Genomic DNA, 21,190 nt, shown 5'->3' on the forward strand with positions numbered 1-21,190 from the left:
GCGCGATGAACGACGCCGATTTCGCGCGCCGCTGCGCCGATGTGCTGTCGGCCCAAGGCCCCGTCGCCGGCCACATCGCCGGTTTCAGCGAGCGGGCGCAGCAACTGGCGATGACGCGCCGGGTGGCCGCCGCCGTCGCCGTCGGCGACAGCCTTGTCGTCGAGGCCGGCACCGGCATCGGCAAGACCTTCGCCTATCTTGTGCCGGCGGTGCTGTCCGGGCGGCGCACAATCATCTCGACCGGAACGCGCCACCTGCAAGACCAGATTTATTTCAAGGATTTGCCGATTGTGCTCGAAGCGCTGGACGCGCCGGTTGAAACCGCGCTGCTGAAAGGGCGCGCCAACTACCTGTGCCTTGAGCGCCTCGACCGCCACGGCCAGACGCAGATGCTCGACCCGGACGCCGCCGACAGCGTTGAAATCATCCGGCGCTGGTCGCGCGAGACCGCCGACGGCGACATCAACTCGCTGAAAGAGGTGGCCGAGGACGACGCGGTGTGGCCGCTGCTGCTTTCCACGCCGGACACCTGCCTCGGATCCAACTGCCCGCGCCACCGCGACTGCTTCGTGTCGAAGGCGAGGCAGAAGGCGGCGCAGGCCGACCTCGTCGTCGTCAACCACCACCTGCTGATGGCGGACATGGCGCTGAAGGAAGAGGGCTTTATGGAACTGCTGCCGGGCACCGACACCATCATCGTGGATGAGGCGCACCAGTTGCGGGGCGTGGCCGAGAGCAATTTCACCGAACGCCTGACAAGCCGCGGCCTGGCCGACCTGCTGCGCGACTGCGAAAGCGCGGCAAAGGCCGGCGACAGCGCCGACAGCGCCGACGCGGCGCTGGCCGAAGCCATCGCCGGCGGGCGCAGCGCGCTGGAGCGGTTTACGCGGCTGTTCGCAAAACTGCCCGAGCGCGCGCCCATCGCCGCGCTGAAGTCCGCCGCGCGCTTTGATGAGGGCCGCAAAACGCTGGCCGGCGCGCTGGAGGCGCTGGCGTCGCGGCTGAAACCGCTGCGCGAACTGTCGGAACAGTGGCACAACCTGTGGCAGCGAAACGAGGCCGCGAAAGACCATCTGGCGCGCGTGCTGGACGGCGGCGGCGACGCGGTCGCGTGGTTCTCGCGCACGGCGCGCTCGTTTCAGTTGTGCTTGAGTCCGTGTGATGTGTCGTCGCTGCTGGCCGGCAAGACGCGCCTCTACGACGCGAACTGGATTTACACATCGGCGACCATCGCCGTCGGCGACGACTTCACGCATTTCCTGTCCGAACTGGGGCTGGACCCGGACAGCGCGCAGGCCGCCTTCGACAGCCCGTTTGACTACCAACTGCAAACGGCGCTCTACCTGCCCGAAAACCTGCCCGACCCGAACGACGAAGACTACACCGAGGCGCTGATGCGCGGCGTCAAGCCGCTGCTGGAGATGTCGGACGGGCGCGCTTTTCTGCTGTTCACCAGTTACCGCGCGCTGAACCGCGCCGCCGAATGGCTGGCCGCGCACACCGCGTGGCGCCTGCTGGTGCAGGGGCGCGCGCCGAAGATGGAGTTGATCCGGCGTTTCGGCGACGGCCACGGCAAACTGCTGCTTGGCACCAACAGTTTCCGCGAAGGCGTGGATGTGAAGGGCGCGGCGCTCAGCTGCGTGGTCATAGACCGCCTGCCGTTCGCGTCGCCGGGCGACCCGGTGACGCAGGCCAAGATTGCGCGGGCGCGGGAACTGGAGCGCAACTTCTTCGCCGAGAACACGCTGCCGGAGGCGGTGCTCGCGCTGCGCCAGGGCGTCGGGCGCCTGATACGCGATGAAACCGATTCCGGCGTCATCGTCATCGGCGACCGCAGGATACGCACCAAACCTTACGGACGGGTGTTTCTCGACAGTCTGCCGCCGATGAAGGTGTTCCGGAAAATCCCGCCGCTGAAGGGTTATTTTCAATGAGCGCGGCGGTGCTTGCGATTGACACCGCGACCGAGGCCTGCTCGGCGGCGCTGCACTGCGGCGGCGCCACCCGGCGCCGTTTCGAGATTGCGCCGCGCCGACACAACACGCTGATTTTCGAGATGTGCGAATCGCTTTTCGAGGAAACCGGCGCCGGTCTCAGCGACCTCGACGCCCTCGTGTTTGGCCGCGGGCCGGGCGCGTTCACCGGCGTGCGCATCGCCGCGAGTTTCGCGCAAGGCGTCGCGTATGCGCGCGGCCTGCCGGTCGTGCCGGTGTCCGATTTGCGCGCCGTCGCACAGGCGGCGATGGAACGCCACAACGCCGACTCGGTGCTGGTCGCCATGGACGCGCGCATGGGCGAGGTGTACCACGGCTGCTTCACACGCGGCGCCGACGGCCTCGCCGCGCCCGCCGGCGACGAAGGCGTGGCGGCGCCCGAACAAGTGCCAATCGCCGCCGATTTCCACGGCATCGGCGCCGGCTCAGCCTGGCGCGTCCATCGCGCCGCGCTGGACAAGGCGCTGGGCAATGCACTTGACAGGGCGCCGGGCGGCGCGCCAGGCATCTGCGACGAAGACTTGTTGCCCGACGCCGCAGTCATGCTCCAACTGACACTGCCGGCCATCATCACCGGCGGCGCGAACGCGGCGGTAGAGGCGGCGGACGCACTGCCGGTCTATCTGCGCAGCCCGGTCTGACACTGCGACGGGCGCACCATTCCGTTCTCGCCTTATAATAGACCGCGCAACCGCCGGGGTAGCACAATCGGTAGTGCAGCGCATTTGTAATGCGAAGGTTGGGGGTTCGATTCCTCTCCCCGGCACCAAAATTTGACTTTTGGCGCAAAGGAAAAGCGCAACCGGCTCGCCCGCAGAACAGCGGCGGCGCGTTGCCGCCGCTGTTACATTGGTTTGCCGCTCCCGTCGAATATGCCGGTGACAAGCCCCACGACGAGCCCCACCAGGACTGACACCACAACCAGCAACACCCTGAGTTCTGATTTGTGGATGTCATCTCGCAAGTTGTGGATGCCATCCTTGATCTCGGTCTTCGTATCATCCACCTTCTTGCCGAGTTTGTGGATGTCTTCCTTGAGTTCAGTCTTTGTGCCATCCACCTTCTTGTCAAGTTTATGGATGTCTTCCTTGAGTTCAGTCTTTGTGCCATCCGCCTTCTTGTCGAGTTTATGGATGTCTCCCTTGAACTCAGCCTTCGTTACAGAGAAGCCAACCTCAACTCTCTTGTCAAGTTTGTGGATGTCTTCCTTGAGTTCGGCCTTCGTGCCATCCACCTTCTTGTCGAGTTTGTGGATGTCTGCCTTGAGTTCGGCCTTTGTGTTATCCACCTTCTTGTCGAGTTTGTGGATGTCTTCCTTGAGTTCGGCCTTCGTGCCATCCACCTTCTTGTCAAGTTTATGGATGTCTTCCTTGAATTCGGCCTTCGTCACAGAGAAGCCAGCCTCAACTCTCTTGTCAAGTTTGTGGATGTCTTCCTTGAGTTCGGCCTTCGTGCCATCTATCTTCTTGTCGAGTTTGTGGATGCCTTCCTTGAACTCAATTTGTGTAACCGGCGCGTTGCCGGCGGGCAGCCGGGCTTCTCCGGCTTTTGCCGGATTTGCCGTTTGCGCCGTTTGCGCGGTCTTTGCCGCTTTTGCAGCCTCTGTTGTTTTCACAGTACTGGCGGCTTTTGCGGCCTTCGCCGCCTGCTCAGCCTTTGCAGTCTTCGCCGCTTTTGCGGCCTCCACTGCCTCTGCCGCTGAATCGCGGATTTCCATTTTGCCGTGCCGGCCGGGCAGCGGCTTCTTTTTTTGTTCCTCAATCATCTGGTTTCCTCCGAATAAGGTTCAAGATTTATCGAGAAACCAATTTGAGGCATTTTGCAAGCCTTGGAGCGCGCCAGCCGACGAACGGTACTATTTGCCCGATGAGTGGCTATTCGCCGGCCGCAGATTGCCGGTTGGACACAAATGTATTGGTCAGGCACAGACGCGGCGCCTGCCACCGCCGCCGCCGTGCGCGAGTAATCTGGCGATATTTTGTTCTTCATCAAGGCCATTATAGGCACATTGCAGCCCTTCAGAACGGGAAAAAATTTCACTTCCCACGCAAAAACAAGTCAAGTCTATGAAGTAACAATAAATTGCATCCGACGAACGGCAGACATTTCCTGTTCCTCGAAAAAAATTCGCGGATTCAACCCGCAAGTGCAACCGTTGACTTGATACTCCGGCTGCGCGAACGGTATAATAAACTCGACAACTATCCATTTTTTTATCCACTTTGGAGAATGAACATGAGCAACATTAAAGATTTAATTAAAAAAGGACTCCTCGCCATGGCCGCCGTGATTGTCGGTGTGGCGTTGTTGTTCGCATTGGCGGGATCGTATCGCGTGTATAGCGTGTGGTCGGCGAGCAAGCAGGGCCAGGCCGATTTGGCGCTGGCGGAAAATTCGCGCAAGGTGCTGGTGGAGCAAGCCAAAGCCGAAAAGCTTGCGGCTCAGGAACGCGCCGATGCGATTAAAATCGTCGGCGAAGCAGCGAGCAGATATCCGGCCTATCGCTATCAGGAGTTTTTGGGCGACCTGGGCGAAAGTATCCGCAATGGGAATGTCAGGCAAATCATTTATATCCCGACCGAAGCCGGCCTGCCGATACTGGAAGCGGGCAAACGCCTGCAGGATGGGGGCAAGAAAAAATGAAATTAGCGACTGATATGACTGAGGAATTTGTTAAAAACTCAATCATAAAATTTTTATCTCGCAATGAGTGGGGTACAGGTTTGCAATTTGGAGGTTTGCGGGAGCATGGTGTGGATATTAAAGTTCGCCACAATCGCTACCCGCGATATTTTCAGATTGAATGCAAGGGGCAGGGAAGCAAAGAAGTTGCTTTTGTATATTCTCTCGGACAAATTGTTACCAGAATGGAAACTGGCGGCAGCACAAGAAATTATTTTGGACTTGGCTTGCCGGATGACTCCGCAGAAATTGCTTTGCGTCGTTTGCCATGGCAGGTTGCCAAGAAATTGCTACTATATGTTTTTTCGGTAACTCCGAATGGAGAGGTAACACAATATTCTTGGAAAGACTTGAAAAAGAAGCAAGAATCAAAAAAATAACCACCAAAAAATCCTCACATCGTATAATCCCACCGGCAAATCCCGATACAACAATGAATAACCTAAAAAGTTTGGCATCCGCCGCCGTGGCCGCCGCGCTGTTGTGCGGGGGTTGTGCTTGGGTTGGCGGGGAGTTTCGTGGGGCGCCGTCGGAGATGGATGCGAACATCAGTGACGGGGCGAAGGGGCTGCTGACGCAGGCGTTCACATTTGATGCGGCGGATGACAGACTGGTGTTGGCGGACCATCATCTGCATGCCATTGCGCGCGGCACGACGACGGCGAGCCGCAGCGCCTACCTGAACCCGGAGTTGTACAGCGTTTTCCATCCGTATTTGTGGCTGAAGACGCGGGCGTTCATGGGCGCCAGCGGCGTGGACAACCTTGACCTGCTGGAACAGCAATACGAGAAGCGGCTGCTGGACCTGCTGCTGCATTTTCAGGATGTGCAGCGCCGTTACGCGCCGGGCGCGGTTGAAAGCCATTTCTACCTGTATGCGCTGGACTACTTCCATGACGAGAACGGCGAGTTGTCGGAGCAGTACACCGACCTGCATGTGCCGAACGATTATGTCGTGGATTTGAGCGCGCGCCTGAACCGCGATCTGGCGGCGGCGGCGACGGACACGCGCAGCCGGGCGCGTGTGATTGCGGTCGGCTCGGTGCACCCGTACCGCCGTGATTACATGCGGCAACTGGCGTGGCTTGCGGAGCGCGGTGTTCGCTACATCAAGTGGCTGCCGTCCTCGATGAACATTGACCCGGAGAAAGTCTCCGCCGGCTACTACCGCGAGATGGCCGAGAGGGACATGGTGCTGCTGACGCACACCGGGCGCGAACATGCGCTGCGCGTGAAAAGCGAGGCGCACCAGCATTTCAGCGCCCCGGAAAAACTGCGTCCGGCGCTGGATTGCGGCGTGCCCGTCGTCGCGCTGCACAGCGCCCGCAGGGGCAGGCATCCGGACACCGGCGCGACCTATTTCGACGGCCTGATGCGGCTGATGGCGCTGGAGGAATACAAGGAAACGCTGTTCAGCGAGATTTCGGTGATGCTGCTGGGCGGCAGGCTGTCGGGCGATTCGCGCCACTTTCTGGTGCGGCTGATGGAAAAGGCCGAGGAAGGAGGGCCGCTGCACAACCGGGTCGTGAACGGCAGCGATTACCCGGTGCCGGCGCTGACTTTCCTGAATCCGACCGAGGGGCTGGCCGAGCGCGACATGATCAGCAAGGACGAGCGGCGCTGGCTGGATGAAATCTTCGGCTACAACCGGCTGCTGTTCGACTTTGTCGCCAAGCGCACGCTGCGCCACCCGAAGACCAGGCGGCGCTTGCCGGAGGAATTTTTCTTTCCGCTGGACACCAAGAGAAAGGTTGCAAAGGCGTCAGAAGACTGCCCGCGCGCCGCACCCGACGGTGGGTGACGGCTGTGGCCTGCACGCTTGTTTCTACTTCTGCTTTGCCCCCTGTTTTGACAACTTGGCCCAAGTGTCGCGCAATGTCATCGTGCGGTTGAACACCGGGTGTTCGCCGCCGTCGCTGTCCCTTACAAAGTAACCAAGCCGTTCAAACTGCCGGCAATGGCCGGGCGGCGCGTCCAGCAGCGACGGCTCGACCAGGCAGTTGCGCCGCACGACCAGCGATTCCGGGTTCAGCGCGTCCATCACATCGTCGCAGGCGAGCGGGTTTTCTACATGGAACAGCCGGTCATAGAGGCGCACCTCGGCCTGCTTTGCGTGGGCCGCGCTGAGCCAGTGCAGCGTGCCCTTGACCTTGCGCCCGTCGGCGGTGCCGCCGCCGCGGCTTGCGGGGTCGTAGCGGCAGCGCAGTTCGGTGATTTCGCCGTCGCCGTTTTTGACGACATCCTCGCAGGTGATGTAATAAGCGTATTTCAGCCGCACCTCGCGCCCCGGCGCCAGCCGGAAAAACTTTTTCGGCGGCTCCTCCATGAAGTCGCCGCGCTCGATGACAAGTTCGCGCGAGAACGGCAGTTTGCGCGTGCCGGCGGCGGGATTGTTCGGGTCGTTGGCGGCCTCCACTTCCTCGATGCCGCCCTCCGGGTAGTTGTCAATCACGACTTTCAGCGGCTCAAGCACCGCCATCGCGCGCGGTGCCGATTCGTTCAGTTCGTTGCGCACGCAGGTCTCCAGCGCGTCCATTGAAATCCAGCTGTCTTTCTTGGTGATGCCGATGCGCTCGCAGAAGTCATGAATCGCGGCGGGCGGGATGCCGCGCCTTCTCATGCCCGACAGCGTCGGCATGCGCGGGTCGTCCCAGCCGTCCACGACGCCGGCGTCCACCAGTTTCTTTAGTTGGCGCTTGCTGGTGATGGTGTGCGTCAGTTGCAGGCGCGCGAACTCAATTTGCTGCGGGTGGTGCACGCCGAGCGCCTCGAGAAACCAGTCGTAGAGCGGGCGGTGGTCCTCGAATTCCAGCGTGCACAGCGAATGGGTGATGCCCTCGATCGAGTCCGACAGGCAGTGCGTGAAGTCGTAGGTGGGATAGATGCACCAGCGGTCGCCGCTGCGGTGGTGCGCGGTGTGGCGAATGCGGTAAATCGTCGGGTCGCGCATGTTGATGTTGGGCGCGGCCATGTTGATCTTTGCGCGCAGCACATGTTCGCCGTCGCCGAACTCGCCGTCGCGCATGCGCCGGAACAGATCCAGGTTCTCTTCCACGCCGCGCTCGCGGAAGGGGCTGTCGGCGCCCGGTTCGGTCAGCGTGCCGCGGTAGCGGCGGATGTCGTCGGCGCTGAGGCTGCACACATACGCCTTGCCCGCGCGTATCAGTTCAACGGCGCAGTCGTGGAGTTGGCCGAAGTAGTCCGATGCATAGAGCAGTTGGTCCCATTCAAAGCCGAGCCAGCGCACATCCTCGATGATGGCCTCGGCGTACTCGGTGCTTTCCTTCTCCGGGTTGGTGTCGTCGAAGCGCAGGTTGCAAAGCCCGCTGTGTTCGCGCGCGAGGCCGAAATTCAGGCAGATGGCCTTGGCGTGGCCGACATGCAGGTAGCCGTTCGGCTCCGGCGGAAAGCGGGTGACGAGTTTGCCGCCGTGCTTGTTGGCGGCGAGGTCGCGCTCGACAATCTGGCGGATGAAGTTGGTTTGCGGTTCGTCCGCCGGCGGTTTCATGCTCACACCATCCGCCGCAGCACGCCGGCGCCGTCCAGCCACTGGTGCTTGAACGCCGCCGCCGCGTGCACCGCGGCCAGCGCGGCGACGCCGTAGCCAAGCCAGTAATGCAGCGACACGGCGGCGTCGCGCGCGGCGTCACCGGCCTCAAGGAGCGCCGGAATCTCAAGGCCGCCCGGCAGCGGCACCGGCGCGCCGGCGGAAGTCGAGATGACATAGCCGCTCAGCGGCAGCGCGAACATCAGCGCGAAGAACGCGCGGTGCGCCGCCTTCGCCGCCGCGTGTTCCCACGCGGCGAGGCCCGGCGCCGGCGCCGGCGTGCCGCGCACCGCGCGCCGGATGATCTGCCACGCCGCCAGCGGCAGCACCGCCATTCCGAGCGTGCGGTGCCAGAACAGCGCGTCCTGGTACCAGCGGTCGTAGTAACTCATCTCCGTCATCCACCAGCCGAGCGCGACCAGCCCGAGTATCAGCGCCGCAATCAGCCAGTGCAGCGTGCGCGCGACGCCGTCGTAACGCTCCGGCACTTGCTCCGGTGCGCGTGCCGGCGCCCGCTCAGACACTTCGGGCATCAGCGGCGGATGCCCTCCACATACAGGTCCATCTCGACATTTTTCGCCGACGGGCCGAGGTCGAAGTTCATGTCGTAGTCGGCGCGCGCGAAGGTAACCCAGCCCTCAAAGCCGGCGCGGTAGCCGCCCCACGGGTCGTCGCCCTCGCCGATCTTGCTGATGGAGATGACCATCGGGTTGGTGCGCCCGTGCAGCGTCAGCGTGCCGTGCATCTTGCCGCCGTCGCCGTCGCCGTCGTAGCGCGTGCTCTTGAAGAACGCCTTCGGGTGTTTGGTTACATCAAGGAAGTCCTCGTTGCGAAGGTGCTTGTCGCGTTCGGCGTGGTTGCTGTCCACGCTGGCGGTCTCGACCTCAAGTTCTATTTTGCTCGCGGCGGGGTTGTCGGCGTCGTAGTGGAACGAGCCGGAAAAGCGGTTGAACCTTCCGACCAGCCAACTGAAGCCGAGATGCTTGACGCGGAACTGGATGAAGGAGTGCGCCGGGTCAATGTCGTAGTCGGCGGCGGGGGCGCATGGCGCGGCCAGCGCGAGGACGGCGGCGGCGCAGAAATTGCGAACGGTTTTTTGTGTTTTGTCGGTCATGGTCGCTCCGGGTTTTGGGTGGGGTATGCGGCGTATTCTATCGCATCGGCGGCGGCGCCATGTACAATACGGGCCGTGCAGCCCCCCGCGTCCCCGTTTGAATCCGCCCGCCTGCTGGAACACCTGCCGGCAAAAATCAGGCGCCGCATCGCCTCGCTTTGCGTGCTCGACACCACCGCCTCGACCAGCGATGAACTGCTGGCGCGCGCCGGTGAAGACGCCGGCAAGCCCGCCGCCGGCCTGTTTGACCTGTGCCTCGCGCAATCGCAGACGGCGGGGCGCGGGCGCTTCGGCAACACCTGGGTTTCGCCGCCGGGCGGCGGCGTGTATCTGTCGGCGGCGTGGCGCGCGTCGGTCGGCGAAACGCGCGCCGCGTGGCTGGGCCTGATGACGGCGTCGGCGCTGGCGCGGCGTCTGCAAAAGGCGGGCGTGCGCGGCGTCGGCGTCAAGTGGCCGAATGATTTGTATTGTGATGGCGTGCGCGGCGCGGGCGGCGGCGCCAAACCCGTAACCAAACTCGGCGCCAAACTCGGCGGCGTGCTGGTTGAACGGCGCGGTTCGTTGTGCGTGGCAGGCGTCGGTGTCAATGTATCGCTGCCGGCGCGGGCCGGCGCCGCGATTGAGCGTCCGTGGACGACATTGGCCGAGGCCGGGCTGACGGTGTCCGCCGACGCCGTCGCGGCGATGGTCGTCGAGGCCATTGTCGAGGCCGCCGACTGCGTGGCGTCCGCCGGTATCGCGGCGATGGCCGAACGCTTTGCGCCGCTTGATTTTCTGAACGGCAGGCCGGTTGAGGTCGTCTCGTCCAACGGTTCTTTCAGCGGCGTCGCCAAGGGCGTCAACCGCGAGGCCCGGCTGCGCGTGCAGGCGCAGGGCGGCATCCGAACCTGCCGCTGCGAGGAAGTGAGCGTGCGCCTGTGAGGCTGCTTGTGGACATCGGCAGCAGTCGCTGCAAATACGCGCGCTATGAACAAGACGCCGTCGCCTTCTGCGATGCGGTGCCGGTGAACGACCTTGCCGCCGGTTTGCGCGCGTCGTTTGCAAAGCATCCGGGCCGGGCGCCGCAGTCGGTGCATGTCGCCAGCGTCGCCGGCGCCGAGCACGATGCGCGCTTTGCACAAACGGTGCGCGATGTTTTTGGCGTTGAGCCGGTCGCGTTGTCGCCGAAGTTGCCGGTTTGCGGCGTGACGACGCGCTACCGGCCCGAACAGTTGGGCGTGGATCGCTGTCTTGCGCTGGTTGCGGCGTGGCACCGCGTTGGCCGCTCGTGCATCGTCGCCGATTGCGGCACCGCGGTTACGCTGGATTATCTGGATGCCGGCGGCCTGCACCACGGCGGCGTTATTGTGCCCGGCGCCGCGCTGCTGCACGACGCGCTGCGGCGCGGCACACACCGCCTCGGAGCGGCGGACACCGGCGCCGGCGCCGGCGCCGGTAATCTGCCCGCGACCGACACCGCCGGCGCCATCGGCGCCGGCTGCCGGCGCATGATGCACGCGGCGCTTGAGGGCATCATCGCCGACCTGCGCCGGCGCGGCGACGACGACGCGCTGATTGTCGGCACCGGCGGCGGCGTGCAGGCGCTGGCCGATGCGACAGCGGGGGATTTTCTGCACGCGCCGAATCTGGTGTTTGAGGGCATGGTGATCGTCGGCGAGGCGTGCCGGTGGCGGCCATGAACGGCGTCTTTATGATTGGGCTGGACGGCGTTTCGCTGTCGTCCGAAGAGAAAAGTCTGCTGGCTCATCCGCTGGTTGGCGGCGTTGTTTTGTTCACGCGCAATTACCGCGACCCGCAGCAGTTGCGCGGCCTGGCCGATGAGGTGAGGGCGGTTGACGGGAACCTGCAAATTGCCGTGGATCAGGAAAGCGCCGATGTGCAGCGGCTGCGCGAACACTTCACCGCGCTGCCGAAGCCCGCCGCCGTCGGGCATCTCTATGACCGCGACCGCGAACAGGGGCTGCGCGTTGCGCGCGCGTTTGGGCGCGTTGTCGCGCACGAGTTGCGCGGCGTCGGCGTTGATTTCAGTTTTGCGCCGGTGCTTGATCTGAAAACCGGCAAAAGCGGCGTCATCGGCGAGCGCGCCTTTCACGCCGACCCGCGCGCCGTCGCCGCGCTGGGGCGCGCGTTTATCGAGGGGCTGCACGATGTCGGCATGATGGCCGTCGGCAAGCATTTTCCCGGGCACGGCTCGGCGGTTGGCGACACCCACGACCAGGTTGTCCGCGACGGGCGCGGTTTTGACGAGATTGCCGCGAACGACCTGCTGCCGTTCAAGACGCTGGCGGCGGCGGGGCTGCTGGACGCGGTGATGCTGTCGCATGTAATCTATGCCGCGGCGGACGCGGCGCCCGCGAGTTTGTCGAGTTACTGGCTGCGCGATGTGCTGCGCGGGCAACTCGGGTTTCGCGGGCTGGTCTTCAGCGACGACCTCGGCATGGCCGGCTGCGCCGGTCTCGGCGCCGCGGCGCTGAAACGCGCGCTGGACGCCGGCTGCGACATCGCGCTGGTCTGCAACGACCGGGGCATGGCGCGGGATTTGATGGCGGGGTTTGCCGACCGCGAGATTGAGCATTACAATTCGGTTGCGGCCCGCCATTGGAGCGCGGCGCGCCGCGCCCTTCAAGACGCTTCGCGCGGGATGTTCGACCACGGACGGGATGTTTCGCTGCTGGAGCGGCGCCGGTAGGAGCCGGCAGGAAATCATGCAGGAATTTTTACGCCAATCCAATTACCTGGGTTTCGGCCCGGACTCGCCGCTGTGGTTTGTGCTGGCGCTGTTCATCATTGTCTTTGCGGTGATGATTGCCAGTTGGCTGGTGAACCTGTCGGTGCGCCAGTTGCTGCGGCGCGCCGGGCGCACCGCGACGGCCTGGGACGATGTGCTGCTGGAGAGCCTGAAAAGGCCGCTGACGGTGTTCGTCTGGACCGTCGGCATTTCCTACGCCGCCGAATTCGCGTGGCACGACGCCGACGCCTACCTGACCGGGCTGATTGCCACCGTCAGGAAACTGCTGGTGATACTGACGCTGATGTGGTTTGTGCTGCGCTTTCTGAGAGGCTTTGAAACGCGGCTGCTTGAACGCGAAGACGGCGGCGGCGAAGGCAAGATACTCGACCGCGCCGGTGCGCGCGCGCTGAACAAACTGCTGCGGGCGTCGGTTGTCGTGACCGCCGGGTTGATGATGCTGCAAACGATGGGCTACAGCATCGCCGGGCTGCTGACTTTCGGCGGCATCGGCGGCATCATCGTCGGCTTTGCCGCCAAGGATTTGCTGGCGAACTTTTTCGGCGGGCTGATGATCTACCTCGACCGGCCCTTCACCGAGGGCGACTGGATACGCTCGCCCGACCGCGAGATTGAGGGCACCGTGGAATACATCGGCTGGCGGCTGACGCGCATACGCACATTCGACCAGCGCCCGCTGTATATTCCGAATTCGGCGTTTGCGAGCATTGCGGTGGAGAACCCGTCGCGCATGAGCCACCGCAGGATTAACGAGGCCATCGGCGTGCGTTACGACGACATCGCCGTCGTGCCGGCGATTGTGGACGGCGTCAAGCGGATGCTTGCGGCGCACCCGGCGATTGACTCCAAGAAGACGCTGATTGTGAACCTGAACGAGTTTTCGGCGTCGTCGGTGGACATTCTGATTTACGCCTATACCGGGACGACGGACTGGACCGAGTTTCACGCCGTCAAGCAGTCGGTGCTGATGAAGGTGCACGAGATTGTCGCCGCGCAGGGCGCCGAGATTGCGTTTCCGACGACGACGGTGCATGTGGCGGGCGCGCCGCCGATGCCGTGGGAGAAGTGAGGGGCTTCGGGCGGGGCGGTCAGCGGGGCTTGTCGGCGGGCGCTTCCCGCGTCATCTCACCGACGATTTCGGCGAGCCTTTCGGAAGAGCGGTGGGCGCCGAGTTGTTCGCGCACATCATTGAAATCGCGCTTCATCTCCTGGCGGCGTTTGGCGTTGGTCAGCAGATTGTATGCTTGCCCGCAAATCTCCTGCGGCGTGGCCTCGTGTTGCAGCAACTCGGGGATGACCGGCTTGCAACTGATGATGTTGACGAGGCTTACATACGGGATTTTGACGAGGCGCCGGGCGATGAACCAGGTGACGGGCGACAGTTTGTAGATGCCGACCGTCGGCGTGCCGCACAGCGCGAGTTGCAGGATGCTGGTGCCGGTGGCGCTGATGGCGGCGTCGGCGCGCTTCATTTCCCGCCAGGTTCCGCCGTCGGCGAGGCGGCAATCAAAATCGTCGCGTTGCAGGCACGGCGCCAGCAGGCTTTCATCAATGCCGGGCGCGCGCAGCAGACGGAACCCGACCTGGCCGCCGAGGCGCTGCGCCAGTTTCGCGGCGGCGCCGCACAGCGTTGGCAGCAGCCGCTCGATTTCACTGCGGCGGCTGCCGGGCAGCAGCAGCACGGTTTTTTTCTTGTGCGTGCGGGCGGCGTTTGCGTCGGCGGTGTTTGCGTGGTCGCGTTCCCACCGTTCAATGTCTTCAATCAGCGGGTGGCCGATGTAGTCCACCGGCACGCCGTGCGATGCGAAGAACGCCTCTTCAAACGGCAGGATGACCGCGAGGCGGGTGACATTGCGGTAAATCTTGCGGATGCGCCCGCTGCGCCAAGCCCATACCTGCGGCGCGACATAGAACAGCACCTTGATGCCGCGCCGGGCCGCGATGCGCGCCAGTTTAAGATTGAATTCCGGGTAATCCACCAGCACCAGCAGGTCGGGCGGCTGGCGTTTCAGTGCGCGCTTCAATGTGTTGAACGCGCGCCGCAGCGCCGGGTAATAACGCAGGGCCTCGACAAGCCCGACCACCGCCAGCGGCGTGGAATCCACCAGCAACTCCGCCCCCGCCTCTCTCATCGCGGCGCCGCCCATGCCGCAGCACTGGAAATTGCCTGTTGCGTGGAGTTGGCGGATTAGGTGGGCTGCATGCTGGTCGCCGGAGGCTTCGCCGGCGACCAGCATGATGCGGTGGGGGGTGGTCATTGGTTGGGTCTTCGGTAATTAGGTGGATATGAGAGTCTTCGTGTTCTCTCAAAGCCTAAATCACACCAGATTTTGTTCTGTTTTGCTATCAGTGCAAATAGTATCGGATTGCGTCCTCTCCGACCTCTTTCAGAATGTTAAACATTTCTTCCCGCGTCCACTGTTCCTCTCTGAAATACATAGACACCGGCGCATACCGGTTCCTTGTGCCGTCGCCATCGCGTTTATAGACATGTATCTTGTTCAATCTGTAAAACTCGTTCATCATCGAGATTTTAGACATCACAAAATCATCGCCATAGTTTTCTACAAAATCACAGCCCCAACCAAAACACACAAAAGGCGTTATGTATTCGTGATTCATCATTGCCCTAATCCCCGCAAGATTTTTCCCAAGCCTCTCTATGGCGTTCCCTTGTGCCTGCCTGGTGTGGCCTTCTTTTATACGTTCTTCGTTTGTGCCTTGCTTCTTGGCTTCTGAAATCAGCACTATCCGTGTATCCTCATGCTCCGACTTCGGTTTCAGTAGAATTACACCTCCATCAGGCCGGATTGTCCGGTCGTCAAATACACGATCAAATTCAACGCGCAAACCGCCGCTTTGAATTATCCCAATCATCTGTTTATACGATATGTTCGGTTGCAGATGAAGTTCATGTGCAGAGAGTTCGTCCTTGAACCGTGATTCAAGGTATTCAACACAATCTTCCATTGCTTTGTACAACTCTTTGTCGTCCGTCTTTGACTCTACGTTTTTCGGCTTGTGCTGCTCTTTGTTTTGCCGCAATTCGTTCGATTTCGCCATTGTAAAAATAATGCCCCTTTAGTCCTTTGATATTGAATATCAATATCTCTGAATGGAACAGTATGCCGTTGAAAATATCTTTCGGCAAACTGATGATTGAACAGATTTCAGGATATGCGCCATCAGCAAACTTGCACCAGCGTTTTGACTGCATGGTCTGATTCAGGCGCAACCCATAGGGAGTAAATAACACAATCGGGATACTTTTGCCAAACAATTCTATCGCCTTTTGCAGCCATACTTCCGGCAATAACGGCCTTCCGCCGTATGCCTCAACCAAATGCTTCTTGGTCTTCGGGTCTATATTGAATGGCGGATTCATCACTACCAGCCCCGGAGTATCGCGTATGTCTCTACGGGTTAATGTCAGATAATTACGTACTCTCGTACCCGGGAAGCCCTGTTCTTCAATATCTATCCCCATGACCTTGAAGCCGGATTTCTTCCATGGATTGAGCAATGAACCTTCCCCTACACACGGGTCAAGTACCTTGTTGGCACGATCTATCTTGTCGTGCAGCAACTCATAAATGAATTGGCTGACACCTGTCGGCGTTTGTATGGTAGATTTCTTTTGCCTCTCGTAAAAGTTGTTTCTATCTACTCGGTACATTATTTGTAAACTCCTTGTAGGTAACTTTGTATGTGCTGGTTTGGTGATAGTTAAAAACTGGTTGGCAATAAAAACCCGAGGTTGCGCAACCGGTACTCCATGGCAGGCCGGCTTACCTCGAATTCATCAGCTATCAGCTTGATGTCCGCAGTTTTCCCAAGATCCACTTCAGGGTGTTTGTCGAGATATTTCTCTAATAAAATCAATGGCATCAACAAACCAGCAGCGAAAGCATTGGCTTCCATTTCCATTCGGTAATTAACTGTACTGTCAGTATCACTTTCGCGACGATAATAAATTGTCTTGTCGATAAAGACAGGAGAATCAGAATTCTTTTTCCGGTGTAGCATGTAGTGCCCGATTTCGTGAGCAGCTGTAAAGCGTCTCCGGACTGGTACATGATGTGAATTAATTACAATAGTTTTTTCATTTACCGCCAAGAAGCCCGAAAACTCTTCTTCCAACGGTTTCTCTACGATGGAAAGCTTGAGAAAATCAGCGACTGCGCCAAGGTTGATAGGCAAAGCAAGTGCTTTTGATTGATTAAGTAGCCTGCTTGCTCTTTCATCAAGTTTTTCATAAAGCGTATTCATCATTTGCTCCTTTGCTTTTTAGGTTGATTTTGTACTTCCCTTAACACATTTTCCAGATTACTTTCAGGCTCTACTGAAATGTTTAAATTTTCCAGCTCCTGAACCAATTTTGGTTTGCCTTTGGCAGGCATGGATACTTGCAGTGCACGCTGCAAGCGCTCTTCTGCATCCGCAAGATTCGGGATTAGACTCTCTGGAGAAGCTTTCAACGCTTTAGCCAATTGTGCCAGTAAGAGAACAGATGTTCTTTGCTTGCCTGTTTCTATATTGGCGAGGGCAGTGCGAGAGATGCTTATATCAGCAGATAGCTCCACCTGAGTGAGATTCAGCTCGCGCCGTCGGGCTTTGACGCGCTCGCCGAAAATCAGCCAGAATTGGCCTGAGAGATTCTGGACGTTGTCAGGCATTTGGACATGAAGTAAGGGTTACCTTAAATCCCAAGGCGACATCATACAGATATTTTTATGGAATAATGTTTATAATACTGACATATTGCCATTTATCAGATTTGATTCTTGACAAGAGAAGGGGAGGCCCTATATAATAAACACCATGATGAATATTGAAGAAGTTGGTATGAGTAAAAAGGACCGCATATTCAGTATCTTGGCGCTATCAGGGGGTGGCTTTCGAGGGCTTTATTCCGCCACTGTGCTTGCCAAATTAGAGGAAGAAGCGGGCAAGCCTATTGGCGAGTGCTTTGATTTAATTTGTGGCACCTCAATTGGGGGAATTATGGCAATGGCATTAGGGTTGGGGAAGCCAGCGAGTGAGATTGCCACAATTATGGAAGCTCGCGGCCCTGAGATTTTTCCGAACCCCAAGAAGAAACTGATTTTTTATCTTTTCAAGGCTAAGCACAGCAATGCCCCTCTGAAACGTGTAGCGGAAGAATTTTATGGGGGCAGTACTCTTAGCCACAGCCGCCAGAGACTTCTTATCCCGGCAATTAACTACTCGACTGGAAAGCCTCAATTCTTCAAAACACCACATCATGAGAGTTTCCGAAACGACTACAAGCGGAGGATGTCGGATGTGGCGTTAGCTACCAGTGCGGCACCGATATTTTTTCCAATTCACCAATCCAAAGAGACGAATTCCTGCTATGTGGACGGCGGCTTGGTCGGAAATGCACCAGGGATGTTCGGTGTCCACGAGGCAATGCACTTTTGTGGGCGGGACATTGCAGACATCAACCTTTTATCCATCGGCACGATGGGTGGTGAATTCCGCTTGGATGCCAGTAAGAATCTGAGCAAAGGCATTCTCGATTGGCGGGAAAAGGTTTTTCTCTTGACCGTATCGGCCCAAGAAAAGATTACCGACGATATGTTGCGGCATCAACTTGGGAAACGATATTCTTTCATTGATGAACTGCCAACCCATGATCAAGTATCCAATATCGAATTGGATATCACTGATAAAGTGGCTATTCGAACGCTCAAAAGCATGGGTGAGGAATCAGCCAAAAAATTTATCGGCAAACCGGAAGCGGATGTATTTCTTTATCATTCGGCTCCTTCCTATCAACCTTGTTACCTTAAGGAGGTAAATAACCATGAATAAGCGACGCGATTTTGGCAAAGTGTTTAAGCAGTTTGGAAAGAATCTGCAAATTTCAGATGCAGACAATACCACCCTGCTAAATGTTCGGCGCTGTGTTCGAAAACACTTGCGGCAACACTTCTCTAATAATTCGAAGGTCAAATTCCTTACTCAAGGATCGTTTGCCTACGGAACCCTCAACCGCCCCTGCCGAGTCCCTCCGCAACAGATGGACCTGGATGATGGCGCCTACTTTCCTGTTCAGATAAATGCCACAGTAGATTCTTCACAAATCCTGTTCGATTCTGTAGATAGTGCGTTAAAAAGCTTGGCTGATGCCGAGAAGTGGATGCTGGACATAACCAAGCCTTCTTGCTGTCGGCTGATTATCAAAGACAACATGCACATTGATATCCCTCTTTATGCTGTGTCGGAGGCGGTATTAGATGTCTTATCAGATCAGAAGAAGTATAAGCATCTCTATGAAGAAGCAAATATACCCTATGTAGATCCCGACAAGGTCTTGCTTGCCCATAGAACAGAGAACTGGGTAGAATCTGATCCTCGAAAAATCATTAATTGGGTTCTGGATTGCAAATGCAAACACGGAAAACAATATATTCGTGTCTGCCGTTATTTCAAGGCATGGAGAGATCACCAGTGGGGCAAATCTTCACTGAAATCCATTCTGATTATGGAAATGGTTAATCGTGCTTTTAATGAAAACTCGATTGCGAACAGAGAAGTTGATGATGATGAGGCTGTTTTGGAAGTTGCTGGATTGATGATTGACTATCTCTCCGGGGATGGAATTGTGGACCCCACAGATGCTTCTGAAAAGCTTGATGGGGACATTAATCTTGGAGAGAGAAGGGGAATTATTGCAACACTTGAGGGTTTGTTTGAACACATGGAGTTGGCGTTGTGTGGAGATATAGGCAAAAAAGAGGCGCACGAATGTCTGTGTCACCAATTCGGGGGATATTTTCCTGGTGACTCTAACTTGATTTCTGTCGTAACGGTGACACCCGCTGCTGTCGTTGCTCCAAAGACAGTAACTGCCTCTCAACCATGGGCGTCAAAATGGAGATAAAACCAAGTGATATTAAATGGTTGCGGAAGCACTACACAGGACTGCGTGTGAGAAATGACAGTGCGGTAGTGGGGATTCTTAGATATCGGGCACGAAAAATCGGCCCGTTTAGGGTTAATATTTTTCATGGGCCGCCGTCTGATGAAGAGAGAAATGAGCGCTCTTATATAGAAGACAAATATGCGATTGATTTGTCTTTTGATGGAGGTGGCTTACCGCATGTTAAAGAAACCGGTGGAAGGCTGAAAAGACGGGCCCAAGAAATAGCGGATGGCGACCTGCCTACTGTGCATGTTTTTCCTAAATCAGAAGAACTCTGTTTGGGGAGCAATCTGTCTGTCAGACTGAGGATGAGGAAAATTGACACTCTTGAGGATTTTTTTGATGAGCTCTTAATTCCATATTTCTATTACCACAGTTATTGGGAAAAACACAGTCAAGAACCGTGGCCTGGTCGTTCGCACGGTTGTGATGTGGCGGTACACCTAGAGGATATGTATAGGCATAGAAAATTTCTGGACAGTGAAATTGTCAATGAAGCTATTCGCTTTCTGCTAGAGCAGGGTGCACCTCCGCATATTTTTGACAACGAGAAAATGGGGCCCAACGCAAAATGTTTTTGTGGTTCGCGCAGAAAAGTAAAAGATTGTCATCCAGAAGCTAGAGAAGGATTTAACATTTTAAGAAAATGGGCGCGGTTAAAACAACATTGATGTATATCATTCCGGGAGACTCCATAAAAATTCTTCCTACATCATTCGATGCCATTGCTATTTATCAGTCCTCCAGCAACTCCAGCAACCCTGAAAACTCATACAGCGCACCACGCCGCCCCTTGCGCGGTTCCCTCATCACCAGAACCCCGCCTTCTGTCAGTTTGGAAAGCAGGCTGCTCAAGGTCGGGGCTGTGGGCGGTTTTTCCAGCACGGCAAGCCTTTTGTTGAGGTAGGAAGTGCGGAAAAGCGGCTTGTTGAAAATGGCGTCCAGCAGAGGGATTGCCAGCCGGGATTGCGTCAAGTCAAGAAAGCGTTTCTTTGCGTTTTCATAAAGTTCTGTTATTTGCACGACGGTTTCAGAGTCTTGCCGTGCCTGGGTTGTCAGCGCTTCCAGAAAGAAGGCAATCCACCGGTGCCACTCATCAGGCCTGTTGGTCCCAAGTCCGCGCAGGCAATCCATGTAAGCGGCACGGTGTCTGTCCAGATAGGCGGAAGGGTAAAAGTTCAGGCCGGACAGCACTTTCTTCCCGCGCAGAAAAACGGGAATCAGCAGGCGCCCGAGACGCCCGTTGCCATCCATGAAGGGATGAATGAGTTCAAACTGGGCATGGAGAATCGCCGCCTGCATCAGAATATCAGGCTGCCCCGAATGGTAAAACCGCTCCCATTGCTCCATGTATTCAGGAACGCGCAACGGCTCCGGCGGCACGAACGACGCCTGTTCCATCGGCGTGCCTTCCCTGCCTATCCAGTTCTGAATGGTGCGAAATTGCCCCGGATTTTTTCTTTGCCCGCGCCCGCTGTTCAGCAGCCGGGCGTGGAGTGTTTTCATAAGGTTCAGCGTGAAAGAACGGTTTTCAAGTTCCGCCGCGGCCAGGTGCGCGGCGCTTGCATGGTTCAGTATCTCTTGCAGTTCGTCCCGTTGCGCGTTTGTTTCGGCAATGTTCTCGTCTTCCTCAAAGTGGAACACATCGCTTAGCGTGGATTGGAAACCTTCAATCCGGCAAGAATCCAGCGCCTCACGGCGCGCAAGCATCGGAATCAGCAGGGCGGTCGGCGTGGGGGTTTTCTGAATCAGGTCGTCGTAGCGTGCCAGTGAACGGTTGGCTTCGCCAAGGGCAGGCATGAACCGAACCAGGTCAATGCCCGGTATCGGCAAGCCTTGTGGGACAAAGGGTTTCATGGGTGGCAGCCTCTTGCGAGGCAAGAATACCACATCAGCGGAATTTATATAAAGTTTTACGCTATTTGCTTTATACAAAAAGATTTGTGCCTATTTGACTTTATACAAAACCCGCTATCCAGCCATGAAAAAACTACTTCTTGCAGATTCAGGGCCGGATAGACGGCATCAGGCAACCTTGCCTAAAGTCTCCCGCTTTCTACTTTAGGCAAATAATCCGCGCCTTTCAGCCCAATCCCCCCATCACCTCCACCCCGCCTGCTCACTCCCCTCCGGCATCAACTGTCTCCGTATCCCG

23 protein-coding genes and 1 tRNA gene are annotated in these 21,190 nt (G+C 58.0%); 13 read left to right on the forward strand and 11 right to left on the reverse strand.

The annotated features are described in order from the left end of the window. Window positions 1-5: 5 nt before the first annotated feature. From OXU50_06040 to OXU50_06050, 3 genes are all read left to right on the forward strand, one after another. On the forward strand, window positions 6-1,934 hold the full coding sequence (locus tag OXU50_06040; protein ID MDD9869436.1) for an ATP-dependent DNA helicase: 1,929 nt from the start codon (window positions 6-8) through the stop codon (window positions 1,932-1,934). Next, the gene (gene tsaB, locus OXU50_06045; protein MDD9869437.1) at window positions 1,931-2,635 is read left to right on the forward strand and encodes a tRNA (adenosine(37)-N6)-threonylcarbamoyltransferase complex dimerization subunit type 1 TsaB; all 705 of its coding nucleotides are present in this window, start codon (window positions 1,931-1,933) and stop codon (window positions 2,633-2,635) included. The genes OXU50_06040 and tsaB overlap by 4 nt, the downstream gene beginning before the upstream one ends. A gap of 52 nt (window positions 2,636-2,687) precedes the next feature. Beyond that, a tRNA-Thr gene (locus OXU50_06050) sits at window positions 2,688-2,763 on the forward strand. A gap of 75 nt (window positions 2,764-2,838) precedes the next feature. Here OXU50_06050 and OXU50_06055 read toward each other — a convergent pair. Next, a complete protein-coding gene (locus tag OXU50_06055) occupies window positions 2,839-3,759 on the reverse strand; it encodes a hypothetical protein (protein MDD9869438.1) in 921 nt (306 codons plus the stop codon). 153 nt (window positions 3,760-3,912) lie between these two features. Beyond that, complete coding sequence (locus OXU50_06060) at window positions 3,913-4,215, reverse strand: hypothetical protein (GenBank protein MDD9869439.1); 303 nt, start codon at window positions 4,213-4,215, stop codon at window positions 3,913-3,915. 14 nt (window positions 4,216-4,229) lie between these two features. Between OXU50_06060 and OXU50_06065 the strand changes: the two genes are divergently transcribed. The 3 genes from OXU50_06065 to OXU50_06075 all read left to right on the forward strand — a co-directional run bounded on the left by OXU50_06065 (window position 4,230) and on the right by OXU50_06075 (window position 6,477). Further along, window positions 4,230-4,637: a hypothetical protein gene (locus tag OXU50_06065; GenBank protein ID MDD9869440.1), complete on the forward strand. Its 408-nt coding sequence runs from the start codon at window positions 4,230-4,232 to the stop codon at window positions 4,635-4,637. After that, window positions 4,634-5,056 (forward strand): hypothetical protein, encoded by a 423-nt coding sequence (locus OXU50_06070; protein ID MDD9869441.1) that lies wholly within the window; start codon window positions 4,634-4,636, stop codon window positions 5,054-5,056. Before OXU50_06065 ends, OXU50_06070 begins: the two co-directional genes overlap by 4 nt. A gap of 155 nt (window positions 5,057-5,211) precedes the next feature. Further along, a complete protein-coding gene (locus OXU50_06075; GenBank protein MDD9869442.1) occupies window positions 5,212-6,477 on the forward strand; it encodes a hypothetical protein in 1,266 nt (421 codons plus the stop codon). Window positions 6,478-6,501: 24 nt separating this feature from the next. Here OXU50_06075 and OXU50_06080 read toward each other — a convergent pair whose 3' ends face one another. From OXU50_06080 to OXU50_06090, 3 genes are read right to left on the reverse strand one after another with little or no spacing between them, the layout of a single operon-like run. Further along, on the reverse strand, window positions 6,502-8,184 hold the full coding sequence (locus OXU50_06080; protein MDD9869443.1) for a glutamine--tRNA ligase/YqeY domain fusion protein: 1,683 nt from the start codon (window positions 8,182-8,184) through the stop codon (window positions 6,502-6,504). A gap of 2 nt (window positions 8,185-8,186) precedes the next feature. Next, a complete protein-coding gene (locus OXU50_06085; protein MDD9869444.1) occupies window positions 8,187-8,756 on the reverse strand; it encodes a cytochrome b/b6 domain-containing protein in 570 nt (189 codons plus the stop codon). Continuing rightward, window positions 8,756-9,337, reverse strand: coding sequence for a YceI family protein (locus tag OXU50_06090; protein ID MDD9869445.1), 582 nt, complete (start codon window positions 9,335-9,337; stop codon window positions 8,756-8,758). The genes OXU50_06085 and OXU50_06090 overlap by 1 nt, the downstream gene beginning before the upstream one ends. A gap of 75 nt (window positions 9,338-9,412) precedes the next feature. On the opposite strand from OXU50_06090, the gene OXU50_06095 reads away from it, so the two are divergent. From OXU50_06095 to OXU50_06110, 4 genes are read left to right on the forward strand one after another with little or no spacing between them, the layout of a single operon-like run. Next, entirely contained in the window at window positions 9,413-10,258 is an 846-nt protein-coding gene (locus OXU50_06095; GenBank protein MDD9869446.1) for a biotin--[acetyl-CoA-carboxylase] ligase, read from the forward strand. Next, window positions 10,255-11,016, forward strand: coding sequence for a type III pantothenate kinase (locus OXU50_06100; GenBank protein ID MDD9869447.1), 762 nt, complete (start codon window positions 10,255-10,257; stop codon window positions 11,014-11,016). The genes OXU50_06095 and OXU50_06100 overlap by 4 nt, the downstream gene beginning before the upstream one ends. Continuing rightward, window positions 11,013-12,026 carry a beta-N-acetylhexosaminidase gene (gene nagZ / locus OXU50_06105; protein ID MDD9869448.1) on the forward strand — a complete coding sequence of 338 codons (1,014 nt, stop codon included), beginning with the start codon at window positions 11,013-11,015 and terminating at the stop codon, window positions 12,024-12,026. The genes OXU50_06100 and nagZ overlap by 4 nt, the downstream gene beginning before the upstream one ends. 16 nt (window positions 12,027-12,042) lie before the next feature. Continuing rightward, entirely contained in the window at window positions 12,043-13,155 is a 1,113-nt protein-coding gene (locus OXU50_06110; GenBank protein ID MDD9869449.1) for a mechanosensitive ion channel family protein, read from the forward strand. A gap of 19 nt (window positions 13,156-13,174) precedes the next feature. Here the strand turns inward: OXU50_06110 and lpxB are convergent, their stop codons facing one another. The 5 genes from lpxB to OXU50_06135 form a co-directional block, all read right to left on the reverse strand. Further along, window positions 13,175-14,344: a lipid-A-disaccharide synthase gene (lpxB, locus tag OXU50_06115; protein ID MDD9869450.1), complete on the reverse strand. Its 1,170-nt coding sequence runs from the start codon at window positions 14,342-14,344 to the stop codon at window positions 13,175-13,177. 88 nt (window positions 14,345-14,432) lie between these two features. After that, a complete protein-coding gene (locus tag OXU50_06120; GenBank protein MDD9869451.1) occupies window positions 14,433-15,056 on the reverse strand; it encodes a restriction endonuclease in 624 nt (207 codons plus the stop codon). Beyond that, the gene (locus tag OXU50_06125; protein ID MDD9869452.1) at window positions 15,040-15,762 is read right to left on the reverse strand and encodes an SAM-dependent methyltransferase; all 723 of its coding nucleotides are present in this window, start codon (window positions 15,760-15,762) and stop codon (window positions 15,040-15,042) included. Before OXU50_06125 ends, OXU50_06120 begins: the two co-directional genes overlap by 17 nt. Before the next feature lie 50 nt (window positions 15,763-15,812). After that, on the reverse strand, window positions 15,813-16,355 hold the full coding sequence (locus OXU50_06130; GenBank protein MDD9869453.1) for an ImmA/IrrE family metallo-endopeptidase: 543 nt from the start codon (window positions 16,353-16,355) through the stop codon (window positions 15,813-15,815). Next, the gene (locus OXU50_06135; protein MDD9869454.1) at window positions 16,355-16,762 is read right to left on the reverse strand and encodes a helix-turn-helix transcriptional regulator; all 408 of its coding nucleotides are present in this window, start codon (window positions 16,760-16,762) and stop codon (window positions 16,355-16,357) included. Before OXU50_06135 ends, OXU50_06130 begins: the two co-directional genes overlap by 1 nt. A 145-nt stretch (window positions 16,763-16,907) precedes the next feature. Here OXU50_06135 and OXU50_06140 point away from each other — a divergent pair, with 145 nt between their 5' ends. Genes OXU50_06140 through OXU50_06150 form a run of 3 tightly spaced genes read left to right on the forward strand, consistent with a single transcriptional unit; the run spans window position 16,908 to window position 19,706 of the window. Then, window positions 16,908-17,921, forward strand: a complete 1,014-nt coding sequence (locus OXU50_06140) for a CBASS cGAMP-activated phospholipase (protein MDD9869455.1) — start codon at window positions 16,908-16,910, stop codon at window positions 17,919-17,921. Continuing rightward, the gene (locus OXU50_06145) at window positions 17,914-18,993 is read left to right on the forward strand and encodes a CBASS cGAMP synthase (GenBank protein ID MDD9869456.1); all 1,080 of its coding nucleotides are present in this window, start codon (window positions 17,914-17,916) and stop codon (window positions 18,991-18,993) included. The genes OXU50_06140 and OXU50_06145 overlap by 8 nt, the downstream gene beginning before the upstream one ends. Beyond that, entirely contained in the window at window positions 18,984-19,706 is a 723-nt protein-coding gene (locus OXU50_06150; protein ID MDD9869457.1) for a hypothetical protein, read from the forward strand. The genes OXU50_06145 and OXU50_06150 overlap by 10 nt, the downstream gene beginning before the upstream one ends. 64 nt (window positions 19,707-19,770) lie before the next feature. On the opposite strand, the gene OXU50_06155 is transcribed toward OXU50_06150, so the two are convergent. After that, window positions 19,771-20,970, reverse strand: coding sequence for a Fic family protein (locus OXU50_06155; protein ID MDD9869458.1), 1,200 nt, complete (start codon window positions 20,968-20,970; stop codon window positions 19,771-19,773). Between the last annotated feature and the right edge of the window lie 220 nt (window positions 20,971-21,190).

Source organism: Gammaproteobacteria bacterium (genome assembly GCA_028817225.1).
In the GTDB taxonomy this organism is placed as follows: Bacteria; Pseudomonadota; Gammaproteobacteria; order Poriferisulfidales; family Oxydemutatoraceae; genus Oxydemutator.